Origin of the sequence: Streptomyces sp. NPDC058375, assembly GCF_042723425.1 — a bacterium.
GTDB lineage: Bacteria > Actinomycetota > Actinomycetes > Streptomycetales > Streptomycetaceae > Streptomyces > Streptomyces durocortorensis.
In genome coordinates this window covers 1-10,223 of the sequence record NZ_JBHXJG010000253.1, presented here as the reverse complement: position 1 = coordinate 10,223, position 10,223 = coordinate 1, and the positions used below count along the sequence as shown (strand labels likewise).

The following is a 10,223-nucleotide window of genomic DNA, read 5'->3' as shown; positions in this document are numbered from 1 at the left end:
GTCCACGGTTGCGGCGGTGGCCGGTGTTCCGGTGCCGACCTGGATCAGGGCGGGTTCGGGCGTCGTGCAGCAGCCTCCGGCGTCGGCGGGTGCGGCGGCCGGGTCGTCGAAGAGTCCGGCTCCGCCGCAGACTCCGGTTTCGGGGAGGGTGAGTTCGACGTGGTCGGCGGCTTCGAGGTCTCCGGCGAGGGCGGCGGCGACGGAGCGGACCTGCTCGTAGCCGGTCATGGCGAGGAAGGTGGGGGCGCGGCCGTAGGACTTCATGCCGACCAGGAACACGCCCTTCTCCGGGTGGGAGAGCTCGCGGTGGCCGTGCGGGTAGACGGTGCCGCAGGAGTGCTGGTTGGGGTCGACCAGCGGGGCGAGCTCGGTGGGGGACTGGAGCCGTTCGTCGAAGCTGAGGCGGAGCTCGTCGAGGAAGCCGAGGTCGGGGCGGAGGCCGGTCAGCACGATGACCTCGTCGACCGCCTCCAGGCGGCGTCCGTCTTCGCCTACCAGGACCAGTCGGCCGTCGGTGTCGCGTTCGATCGCTTCGGTGCGGAATCCGGTGATCGCGTCCGCGTGTCCCTGGTCGACGGCGGCCTTCGCCGCGAGGCCGAGGGCTCCTCGGGCGGGAAGCTGGTCGGCGCTGCCGCCGCCGAAGGTGGAGCCGGAGATGCCCCGGCGCAGGACCCAGACCCCCTTCGTGCCCGCGCCGTTCTCGGACCTGGCGAGGTCGGCGAGGGAGGCGAGGGCGGTGAACGCAGAGGCCCCGGATCCGACCACGGCGGTACGACGCCCCGCGTAGCGGGCGCGGACGACCGGGTCCTTGAGGTCGGGGACGCGGTAGGTGATCCGGTCGGCGGCGGCCTTTTCGCCGAGGGCCGGCAGGCCGGAAGCGCCTGCCGGGGACGGGGTGGTCCAGGTGCCGGAGGCGTCGATGACGGCGCGGGCGAAAACCCGCTCCTCGCGGCCGTCCGAGTGGGCGATGTGGACGACGAAGGGCTGCTGGTCCCGGCCGGCGTCGACGATCCGGTCGCGGCCGGTGCGCGAGACGCCGGTGACCCGGGCGCCGAGGCGGACCCGGTCGCCGAGCATGTCGGCGAGCGGCTGCAGGTACTGCTCGGCCCAGTCCCCGCCGGAGGGATACGTGGCCGGGTCGGGGTGAGTCCAGCCGGTGGGGGCCAGCAGCTTCTCGGCGGCCGGGTCGACCAGCTCACTCCAGGTGGAGAAGAGGCGTACGTGCGCCCATTCCCGGACGGCGCTCGCGGCGGCGGGGCCGGCTTCCAGGACGAGCGGGAGGAGGCCGCGCTCGGTGAGGTGGGCAGCGGCGGCAAGGCCGGCGGGGCCCGCGCCGATCACGACGACCGGCAGGCCCTCGGTGGTGGTGGTCATGGCGGTGATGTCCTCCGTGGAGAGGCGGCAGGTCGGGCCGCTGTTTCGATTGCTGTCTATGTTCGGAGCTTGCCACCCGTATCGATGAGCGTCAACATAGACGTATGTCGAAGTCTGAGGTTGTCGAGTTGCCGGTCCTGGACCCGGAAGCGGTCGTGCCGTGCTGCCCGCCCATCACCGCCGGAGAGCTGTCCGTGCCCGACGCGGAGCGGATGGCCGCGATGTTCAAGGCGCTCTCCGACCCGGTGCGGCTGCGCCTGTTCTCCAAGGTCGCATCGCACCCGGGAGGAGAAGCGTGCGTGTGCGACATCCAGGACGTCGGCGTCTCCCAGCCGACCGTCTCCCACCATCTCAAGAAGCTCCGCGAGGCCGGACTCCTGACGTCGGAGCGGCGCGGGACCTGGGTCTACTACCAGGTCGCGCCCTCCGTCGTCGCCGCCATGTCAGCCATGCTCGACCTGCGCCCGGCCGCCGACCGCACCTGACCCTCCGGCCCCGCCCCGCCCGGTTTCAGCAGCCGACGCCGGGCGGACAACAGGCAGCCAGGTACCCCTGGAGCGAGGCGAGCCGCTCGGCCATGGCCGCGCCGTCGGCACGGTAGAACACCCGCCTGCCCTCCTTGCGGGCGACGACCAGCCCTCCCCGGCGCAACAGGCTCAGATGCTCCGAGGCGGTCGACACCTTCAGCCCGCACCGTTCCGCAACCTCGCCGACCGTCAGCTCGACACCCCCGGCGAACTGGAACATCACCCGCTGGCGGGTCTCGCTCGCCAGCGCCTTGAGGAAATCGGCCGTCGCCTGATCGAGCACCGCCTCCTCATCCCTGTTCTCCGTCAACGCCCCACACCCAACATTTCGTTACTTCCCGAAACAACGACTGATTGTGGGTCCAGATTCTCATGGAGCACGCTGATCTCATCGTCATCGGGGCCGGGCAGTCCGGGCTCGCCGCAGCCGCCCTCGCCCCGCGCCACGGCTTCGCCCGCGTGCTCGTCCTTGAGAGTGCCGGGGAGCCGGGCGGAGCCTGGCCGCGCTATTACGACAGCCTCACCCTCTTCTCCCCCGCCCGGTATTCCTCCCTGCCCGGCATGCGGTTTCCCGGCGAACCGGACCGCTACCCGCGCCGCGACGAAGTCGTGGACTACCTGCGCGCCTACGCCGAGCGCCTGCCCGCCTCCATCCGCACCTCGACGTCCGTCACCTCCGTGATCCGCCAGGACAGCGTGTGGAGGGTACGGTCCGAGGACGGTCGGAAGTTCACCGCCCCTGCGGTGATCGCCGCGACCGGCGACTACGGCACACCGTTCTCCCCCGATATCCCCGGCCATGCAGGGTTCGGCGGCCGTGTCCTGCACGCCGCCGGCTACCGCAGCCCCGACCTGTGTGCCGGGCAGCGCGTGATCGTCGTCGGCGGAGGAACCTCCGCGATCCAGATCGCCGCCGAACTCGGCCCGGTCGCCGACGCCACCCTCGCCACCCGCCGCCCGGTCGGCTGGGCACCGCAGAAGCCGCTGGGCCGGGATCTGCACTGGTGGCTCAAGCACACCCGGCTCGACACCGCGCCGATCCGCCACCTGCTCGCGAAGGTCCCCGTGTCCGTGATCGACGACGGCCACTACCGCGCCGCACTCGACCGGCACGGCGTCGACCGCCGCGACATGTTCAGCCACTTCACCACCGGCGGCGTCCTGTGGGCCGACGGGACCAAGGAGGACGTCGACACGGTCGTCTTCGCCACCGGCTACCGGCCCGCATTCGACTACCTGACCGGCTCGGGAGCCCTCGACCCGGCGGGAGCACCCGTTCACCGCGGCGGTCTGTCCACCACGGTGAAAGGGCTCGGCTTCGTAGGCATGGAGTTCCAGCGGAGCTTCTCGTCGAAGACCCTGCGTGGGGGGCCGTGACGCCGCCTGGCTCCTTGGCCGTCTGTCAGCGGCGCGCCGCTGACGCCTCAGGCACTGCCGCTCTGTGGCCACAGCTCCTCGAACTCGGTGACCTGTTCGGAGGTGAGGTGACTGGGGCCCAAGACCCTCACCGGTGTGGTGTCCCGGGGACGGCTGCCGCTGTGGTCCGGGGTGAGCATCACGCCGACGCTGCGCAACGAGTCCGGGCGCCCGGTGCGTTCGCCGACCTGGTGGTGGCGCAGCGTGACGTAGCTGCCGAACGAGGCTTCCACGTACTTGTCGAACCGGGTCGCGCAGACGAAGAGCATCTGCCGGTCACCGGCCGCCTCTTGATGCAGCTGTCGGCGCGAGCGCCACCTGACCTGCCCGTCGGGAGCTCGCCCTTCGGCTTCACGGTGCGGCTCTTGATCTGGATGACCGCGCCGCGCTCGCCGCTGAGCAGCAGCCGGTCGCCGGGCTCCCGCTGCCCGGAGCCCTGGCGGGTGAGCGAGGACTGGAACACGAAGTCGGGCAGGCCCCAGCTGGCTGCCGCCGTGTGCGGAGGGCCGGCGGTAGCCGGTGGTGTGCAGTTGGCGCCCGGTGAACTTCTCCTGGCCGGGGACGGCGGGCAGGAAGGGACGCCACCAGGTGCCGGTTGCCGAGATGACCGCCCGCGCCGACCAGTGCCCGGCGTCCGTCTCCACCCGGAGCCGTGTTCCGTCGCGGTGAACCGCGCGGACCGTGGCCGGGCGGTGAACGGGCAGGCTGTAGCGCTGCTCGTAGTCGCTCAGGTAGTCGACCACGTGGGCGGCGTCGGGGTATTCCTGGCCGGGCTGGGCGGGCATGAGCCGTCCCGGCAGCGAGGAGAGGCCTGCCGGGGAGAACAGGTGCAGGGAGTCCCAGGTGTGCTGCCAGGCGCCGCCCGCGGTGCTCTGGGCGTCGAGGATCACGTAGGCGAGGTTCTGGCGGCGTAGGTGGTAGCCGGCGGCGAGCCCTGCCTGCCCGCCGCCGATCACGACGACATCGGTGGTGGTCACCGGGTGCGGGCCACGACGGCCGGAGCGTGGGATTCGGCGCAGACCGGACACAGCAGGGTGCCCTCCGGGCGCTCCCCCGGGGTGCCGACGAGGCTGCCGTGGCGCACGCTGCGGGTCACCGTGCGGATGCGATGCGCGCAGACCGCGGCCCCGCACGTGTGGCACACGCCGACGGCATCGCCATCGCGCCCTTCGGCAGGGCATTCCAGACAGTGCATCAGCTTTCCCTTCCGGGTGTGGTGACGGCGTCCGGGGCGAACTTCTTGCGCCAGGCGAGCGCGACGTAGACGAGGCCGATCAGCACGGGCACTTCGATGAGCGGGCCGACGACTCCGGAGAGCGCCTGGCCGGAGGTGACACCGAAGGTGGCGATGGCGACCGCGATGGCGAGCTCGAAATTGTTGCCGGCCGCGGTGAAGGCGAGGGTGCTCGTGCGGTCGTAGGCGAGTCCGAGGCTCTTCCCGAGAAGGAAGGAGCCGAAGAACATGATCGCGAAGTAGACGAGAAGCGGCAGGGCGATCCGTACGACGTCCAGCGGCTGCGAGGTGATCGTCTTTCCCTGCAGGGCAAACAGGATGATGATCGTGAACAGCAGGCCGTAGAGAGCCCAGGGGCCGATCTTCGGCAGGAACCTCTGCTCGTAGGACTCGCGGCCCATCTTCTCCTCGCCGATGCGGCGGGTGAGGAACCCAGCGAGCAGGGGGATGCCGAGGAAGACGACGACGTTCAGGGCGATGTGCCAGACGGGGACGTCCAGTCCCTGTCCGTCTCCGAGGCCGAGCCACTGGGGCAGCAGGTCGAGGTAGAACCAGCCCAGCACGCCGAAGACCAGAACCTGAAAGACCGAGTTCAGGGCGACGAGGACGGCGGCGGCTTCACGGTCGCCGCAGGCGAGGTCGTTCCAGATGATGACCATGGCGATGCAGCGGGCGAGGCCCACGATGATCAGGCCGGTGCGGTACTCGGGCAGGTCCGGCAGGAAGAGCCAGGCCAGGGCGAACATAACCGCCGGGCCGACGATCCAGTTGATGACCAGCGAGGACACCATCAGCTTGCGGTCGCCGGTGACCGTGTCGAGCCGGTCGTAGCGGACCTTGGCCAGCACCGGGTACATCATCACCAGCAGACCCAGGGCGATCGGCAGGGAGACCCCGCCGACCTCGATCTTCGCGAGCGCGTCGTTCATCCCCGGAATGAGGCGGCCCAGGCCCAGGCCGACGGCCATGGCGAGCAGGATCCATACCGCGAGGTAGCGGTCGAGGGTAGAGAGCCTCTTGACGATCGAGTCGTCGCCCCCAACGTGCGGGGCGGTGCGGGCCGTAGCGGGTTCGGTGGAGGTCACGGACAGGCCCTCTTGTTCTGGACGGCACCACGGGCGGATTCGGCGAGCTCGGCGAACTGGGCGGACACCGAGGCCAGGACCTCGGGGCGCAGCTTGAAGTAGGTGAACCGGCCGCACGGCTCGGTATCCACCAGCCCGGCCTCGCGCAGGACCTTCATGTGGTTGGACAGGTTCGTCTGCTTGGCACCGGTCTCCTCGACCAGGTGCGACATGCAGAGCGTCTCCCGCGCCAGCAGGGTAACCACCTGCATACGCAACGGGTCGCCCAGAACCCGAATCACATCAGCATCGACTGAAGTCAGCATGCGCTGATATTTTCACATCATTCCTCGCTGATACCAGCGGGGGCTGAAGTCTCTGGCGGAGCCGTGCCCCGCCGCGACAGGAGAGAACGATCACCATGGCCGACAAGCCGTCCGTCCTGTTCGTCTGTGTTCACAACGCCGGCCGCTCCCAGATGGCCGCCGCCTGGCTGACCCACCTGGCCGGGGACCGCGTAGAGGTCCGTTCCGCGGGCTCGAACCCGGGCAATGCCGTCAACCCCGCCGCCGTCGAGGCGATGGCCGAGGTCGGCATCGACATCTCCGCCGAGACCCCGAAGATCCTGACTGTCGACGCCGTCAAGGAGTCCGACGCCTGCATCACGATGGGCTGCGGCGACACCTGCCCCGTCTTCCCCGGTAAGCGCTACCTGGACTGGAAGCTGGAGGACCCGGCCGGCCAGGGCGTCGCCGCGGTCCGCCCGATCCGCGACGAGATCAAGACCCTCGTCGAGGGCCTCATCAAGGAGATCGCGCCGGAGCCCGCGTCATGAGCGGCGAGATAAGCGACGTCATCGGCTCCGGGCCCGCCGGATACACCGCCGCCCTGTACACGGCGCGCGCCGACCTCAAGCGCCTGGCTTCGAAGGCTCCGTGACCGCGGGCGGCGCGCGCTGATGAGCACCACCGAATCGGGAACTTCCCCGATTTCCCGAAGGCATCGTCGGCCCGGACCTCATGGACGGCATGCGAGCCCAGGCGGCACGCTTCGGCGCCGAACTCGTCGCGGACGACGTCGTCGCCGTCGACCTCACGGGCAGCGTCAAAACGGGCACCGACACCAGCGGCACCGTCCACCGGGCCCGCACTGTGCTCGTCACCACCGGATCCCAGCACCGCAAACTGCACCTGGCCCACGAGGACGAACTTTCGGGTCGCGGGGTGTCCTACTGCGCCACCTGCGACGGGTTCTTCTTCCGCGAACGCGACATCGTGGTCGTCGCCGGCGGCGACACCGCGATGGAGGAAGCCACTTTCCTCACCCGCTTCGCCCGCTCCGTCACCGTCGTCCACCGCCGCAGCACCCTGCGCGCCTCGCAGGCCACGCAGAACCGCGCGTTCGCCGACGAGAGGATCTCCTGCGCTTTCGACAGCAAGATCGCGGAGATCGAGCAGGAGGGCGGCGCGCTGTCCGGCCTCGTCCTACGCAACGTCTTCTCCGCCGGGAAGCGGGAGCTCGCGGCTACCGGACTGTTCGTGGCGATCGGCCACGACCCGCTACGGCCCTGCCGTCGCCGGAACCGCGTCGACCTTTCCCCGGGCCGGGTGAACCCCAGTCTTCAGCATGCGTTCTCAATGGGCAGGAAAGTTTCCCACCACCGTTGACGCCAATTGGAAGGAAGCTTTACTTTCAGTTATGCCGCCATGGCGCCTCCCACCCCCTCCGAAGGGAGCACCACCATGCACCAGCGCCCCACCGCCCCCACCGTCACGACCGGCCGCCGCCAGATGGCCCGCAAGGCCCTGCTCGCCGCGTCCGCGCTCGGTGTCGTCACCGCGCTGATGGCTCCCGTCCGCGCCGGGGCCGCACCGGCTCCCGCCGCTCCCACCGCCGCCACCCCGCTCGCCGCCAACGGGCAGCTCTCGGTCTGCGGCCGCCAGCTCTGCAACGCCTCCGGCCAGGCGGTCGCACTCAACGGCATGAGCACGCACGGCACCCAGTGGTACGCCCAGTGCGTCACCGACGGCTCGCTCGACGCGCTCGCCCAGGACTGGCGCTCCGACGTGCTGCGCGTCTCCACCTACGTACAGGAGGGCGGTTACGAGACGGACCCGGCCGGATTCACCGCCCGTGCGCAGAAGTTCATCGACGCGGCGCACGCGCGGGGTATGTACGCGGTGATCGACTGGCACATGCTGACCCCGGGCGATCCGAACGCGAACCTGGCGCGGGCGAAGACCTTCTTCACGGCGATGGCGAAGAAGTACAAGAACCACCCGGGGGTGCTCTACGAGATCGCCAACGAGCCCTCGGGGGTGAGCTGGTCGGCGATCAAGTCGTACGCCGAGCAGATCATTCCGGTGATCCGGGCCGAGGACCCCGACGCGGTGGTGCTGGTCGGCACGCGCGCCTGGTCGTCCTTCGGGGTGTCCGAGGGTTCCGACGAGTCGGAGGTGGTGAACAACCCCGTCAACGCCTCGAACATCATGTACACCTTCCACTTCTACGCCGCGTCGCACCGCGAGGAGTACCTGAGCGCGCTCGACCGGGCCTCCGACCGACTGCCCGTGTTCGTCACGGAGTTCGGGACGCAGAACTACGCGGGCGAGGGCGCGAACGACTTCGCCATGTCGCAGCGCTACCTGGACCTGATGAAGCGCAAGAAGATCTCCTGGACCAACTGGAACTACTCCGACGACCACCGCTCCGGCGCCGTCTTCAAAACCGGCACCTGCAACGGGAGCAATTGGACGGGCACCGGGGTCCTGAAGGAGGCCGGGGTCTGGATCCGCGACCGTATCCGTCAGTGACCCCGGCCCGCTCCCCGCGCCGTCAGGCCGTACGGCGGCGCAGGGAGGCGTCGGTGAGAACCGCCGGGGTGTAACCGGCGTCGCGCGCCGACAGGTTCACGCCGGGCGGGACGATCTCGTCGATCCGGTCGAGGACGTCCCGGCTCAGCCTCACCTTGTCGGCGCCGAGCTGGCTCTCCAGCTGCTCGAAGGTGCGCGGCCCGATGATCGCCGAGGTGACGGCCGGGTGCTCCAGTACGAAGGCCAGGGCGAGTTGGACGAGCGTGAGTCCGGCTTCCTCGGCGAGGACGGCGAGCGCGTCGGCCGCTTCCAGCTTGGCGGCGTTCTCCGGTGCGGTGATGTCGAACCGGGCGGCCTGGCGCTCGGCACGGCTGGAGGCCGGCTGCTGGGCGCCCGTACGGTAGCGGCCGGTCAGCCAGCCGCCGGCCAGCGGGCTCCAGGACAGTACGCCGAGCCCGTACCGCTGCGCCACCGGCAGCACTTCGCGCTCGATGCCCCGGGCCAGCAGGGAGTACGGGGGCTGCTCGGCGACGACGCGTTCGCGGGCCCGGCGCTCGGCGGTCCACTGGCCCTCCACGATCGCGGAGGGTTCGAAGGTGGAGGTGCCGATGTAGCGGATCTTGCCCTGGCGGACCAGGTCGGTCAGGGCGCCGAGCGTCTCGTCGAAGTCGGTGCCGGGCTCGGGGCGGTGCACCTGGTAGAGGTCGATCCAGCCGGTGCCGAGCCGCCGCAGGCTGTTCTCGACCTCGCGGATGATCCAACGGCGGCTGTTGCCGAACTCGTTGGGGTCGTCGCCCAGTCGGCCGTGGAACTTGGTGGCCAGCACCACGTTGTCGCGCCGGCCGCCCGCGAGCGCCTTGCCGACGATGGTCTCGGACTCGCCCTGCGAGTAGACGTCGGCCGTGTCGACGAAGTTGATGCCGGAGTCCAGGGCGTGGTGGATGATCCGGACGCTGTCGTCGTGATCGGTGTTGCCGCGCGCACCGAACATCATGGTGCCCAGCGCGAGGGGGCTGACCTGGACGCCGGTGCGGCCGAGGTTGCGGTATTCGGTCATCGGGCACTCTCCTTGACGAGTTCACTGGTGGTGGCGGCGGTGGAGTGGTCCTGCGGCGTCTGCCGGAAGGCCTCCCACAGGCGGTGGTACGGGCCCCGCGCCGCGAGGAGTTCGGTGTGCGTGCCGCTCTCGACGACCGCTCCGGCGTCGAGGACGACCACCCGGTCGGCGCGGGCGGCCGTGGTCAGCCGGTGGGCGACGACCACGGTCGTACGGCGACGGCACAGGGCGTCCGTCGCGGCGGCGACCCGGCGTTCGGTGGCCAGGTCGAGCGAGGCGGTGGCCTCGTCGAGCAACAGGACGTCCGGGTCGACGAGTTCGGCCCGCGCCAGGGCGAGGAGCTGACGCTGCCCGGCGGACAGATTACGGCCGCGCTCCCCCACCTGCTGGAGATGGACCGGCTCACCACCTGACCCGTGCGCAGTCCGTCCTGCTGAGCGCCGCCGAGGCGTCGTACTGGACGCCGAGGGAAAGCCGTCCGGAGCGGTAGCGGCGGGTGAAGCTCGCGCCGAAGCGGACGGCCCCGAGCCCGGCGAGCAGGGCGATCCAGGGGGCGAGGGAGCCGGTGTCGTCGGCGAGACCGTCCACGACGTCGCGCAGGACGAGCGGCAGGGCGGCGGTGGCCAGGGCGGCGACGAGCGCCGCGCCGAAGGCGAGGAGGAGGTCGGTGCGGTGGCGCAGGCAGTAGCCGAACAGCCGGCGGGCCCAGCCGGTGCCGGTCCCCGGCTGCTGCTGGGG

At 70.6% G+C, this 10,223-nt stretch carries 12 protein-coding genes and 2 pseudogenes; 5 read left to right on the top strand and 9 right to left on the bottom strand.

Going from position 1 to position 10,223, the window contains the following annotated elements; all coding sequences use genetic code 11:
* The coding region (locus ACFWM7_RS29340) for an NAD(P)-binding domain-containing protein (protein ID WP_383266155.1) at positions 1 to 1,374 on the bottom strand (1,374 nt) is incomplete at its 3' end.
* Positions 1,375 to 1,478: 104 nt separating this feature from the next.
* Between ACFWM7_RS29340 and ACFWM7_RS29335 the strand changes: the two genes are divergently transcribed.
* A complete protein-coding gene (locus tag ACFWM7_RS29335; protein WP_024127206.1) occupies positions 1,479 to 1,859 on the top strand; it encodes a helix-turn-helix transcriptional regulator in 381 nt (126 codons plus the stop codon).
* A 25-nt stretch (positions 1,860 to 1,884) separates the two neighbouring features.
* Here the strand turns inward: ACFWM7_RS29335 and ACFWM7_RS29330 are convergent, their stop codons facing one another.
* Positions 1,885 to 2,211, bottom strand: coding sequence for an ArsR/SmtB family transcription factor (locus ACFWM7_RS29330; RefSeq protein ID WP_383266152.1), 327 nt, complete (start codon positions 2,209 to 2,211; stop codon positions 1,885 to 1,887).
* A 62-nt stretch (positions 2,212 to 2,273) separates the two neighbouring features.
* Here ACFWM7_RS29330 and ACFWM7_RS29325 point away from each other — a divergent pair, with 62 nt between their 5' ends.
* Positions 2,274 to 3,278, top strand: a complete 1,005-nt coding sequence (locus ACFWM7_RS29325) for a flavin-containing monooxygenase (RefSeq protein ID WP_383266150.1) — start codon at positions 2,274 to 2,276, stop codon at positions 3,276 to 3,278.
* 47 nt (positions 3,279 to 3,325) lie between these two features.
* Here the strand turns inward: ACFWM7_RS29325 and ACFWM7_RS29320 are convergent, their stop codons facing one another.
* The 4 genes from ACFWM7_RS29320 to ACFWM7_RS29305 are packed head-to-tail and all read right to left on the bottom strand — an operon-like array spanning position 3,326 to position 5,941.
* Positions 3,326 to 4,294, bottom strand: coding sequence for an NAD(P)-binding domain-containing protein (locus tag ACFWM7_RS29320; protein ID WP_383266147.1), 969 nt, complete (start codon positions 4,292 to 4,294; stop codon positions 3,326 to 3,328).
* Positions 4,291 to 4,512 (bottom strand): DUF2180 family protein, encoded by a 222-nt coding sequence (locus tag ACFWM7_RS29315; RefSeq protein ID WP_383266145.1) that lies wholly within the window; start codon positions 4,510 to 4,512, stop codon positions 4,291 to 4,293. The genes ACFWM7_RS29320 and ACFWM7_RS29315 overlap by 4 nt, the downstream gene beginning before the upstream one ends.
* Positions 4,512 to 5,636 carry an ACR3 family arsenite efflux transporter gene (arsB, locus tag ACFWM7_RS29310; RefSeq protein ID WP_383266143.1) on the bottom strand — a complete coding sequence of 375 codons (1,125 nt, stop codon included), beginning with the start codon at positions 5,634 to 5,636 and terminating at the stop codon, positions 4,512 to 4,514. The genes ACFWM7_RS29315 and arsB overlap by 1 nt, the downstream gene beginning before the upstream one ends.
* Positions 5,633 to 5,941: an ArsR/SmtB family transcription factor gene (locus ACFWM7_RS29305; RefSeq protein ID WP_383266140.1), complete on the bottom strand. Its 309-nt coding sequence runs from the start codon at positions 5,939 to 5,941 to the stop codon at positions 5,633 to 5,635. Before ACFWM7_RS29305 ends, arsB begins: the two co-directional genes overlap by 4 nt.
* Before the next feature lie 95 nt (positions 5,942 to 6,036).
* Between ACFWM7_RS29305 and ACFWM7_RS29300 the strand changes: the two genes are divergently transcribed.
* From ACFWM7_RS29300 to ACFWM7_RS29290, 3 genes and pseudogenes are all read left to right on the top strand, one after another.
* Positions 6,037 to 6,450, top strand: coding sequence for an arsenate reductase ArsC (locus ACFWM7_RS29300; protein ID WP_383266138.1), 414 nt, complete (start codon positions 6,037 to 6,039; stop codon positions 6,448 to 6,450).
* Positions 6,447 to 7,174: pseudogene (locus ACFWM7_RS29295) on the top strand (NAD(P)/FAD-dependent oxidoreductase); the annotation flags it as partial. The gene ACFWM7_RS29300 and the pseudogene ACFWM7_RS29295, both read left to right, overlap by 4 nt.
* A gap of 183 nt (positions 7,175 to 7,357) precedes the next feature.
* Positions 7,358 to 8,428: a glycoside hydrolase family 5 protein gene (locus ACFWM7_RS29290; protein WP_383266136.1), complete on the top strand. Its 1,071-nt coding sequence runs from the start codon at positions 7,358 to 7,360 to the stop codon at positions 8,426 to 8,428.
* A 22-nt stretch (positions 8,429 to 8,450) separates the two neighbouring features.
* Here the strand turns inward: ACFWM7_RS29290 and ACFWM7_RS29285 are convergent, their stop codons facing one another.
* From ACFWM7_RS29285 to ACFWM7_RS29275, 3 genes and pseudogenes are all read right to left on the bottom strand, one after another.
* A complete protein-coding gene (locus ACFWM7_RS29285) occupies positions 8,451 to 9,485 on the bottom strand; it encodes an aldo/keto reductase (protein ID WP_383266133.1) in 1,035 nt (344 codons plus the stop codon).
* Positions 9,482 to 9,877: pseudogene (locus ACFWM7_RS29280) on the bottom strand (ATP-binding cassette domain-containing protein); the annotation flags it as partial. The gene ACFWM7_RS29285 and the pseudogene ACFWM7_RS29280, both read right to left, overlap by 4 nt.
* 10 nt (positions 9,878 to 9,887) lie before the next feature.
* The coding region (locus tag ACFWM7_RS29275) for a hypothetical protein (RefSeq protein ID WP_383266157.1) at positions 9,888 to 10,223 on the bottom strand (336 nt) is incomplete at its 5' end.

What these genes read in the sequence shown, in the direction of transcription:
- ACFWM7_RS29325 (WP_383266150.1), top strand. Translation starts at nt 2,274, where the DNA reads ATGGAGCACGCTGATCTCATCGTCATCGGGGCCGGGCAGTCCGGGCTC.
- ACFWM7_RS29335 (WP_024127206.1), top strand. Translation starts at nt 1,479, where the DNA reads ATGTCGAAGTCTGAGGTTGTCGAGTTGCCGGTCCTGGACCCGGAAGCG.
- ACFWM7_RS29305 (WP_383266140.1), bottom strand. Translation starts at nt 5,941, where the DNA reads ATGCTGACTTCAGTCGATGCTGATGTGATTCGGGTTCTGGGCGACCCG.
- ACFWM7_RS29315 (WP_383266145.1), bottom strand. Translation starts at nt 4,512, where the DNA reads ATGCACTGTCTGGAATGCCCTGCCGAAGGGCGCGATGGCGATGCCGTC.
- ACFWM7_RS29290 (WP_383266136.1), top strand. Translation starts at nt 7,358, where the DNA reads ATGCACCAGCGCCCCACCGCCCCCACCGTCACGACCGGCCGCCGCCAG.
- ACFWM7_RS29285 (WP_383266133.1), bottom strand. Translation starts at nt 9,485, where the DNA reads ATGACCGAATACCGCAACCTCGGCCGCACCGGCGTCCAGGTCAGCCCC.
- ACFWM7_RS29300 (WP_383266138.1), top strand. Translation starts at nt 6,037, where the DNA reads ATGGCCGACAAGCCGTCCGTCCTGTTCGTCTGTGTTCACAACGCCGGC.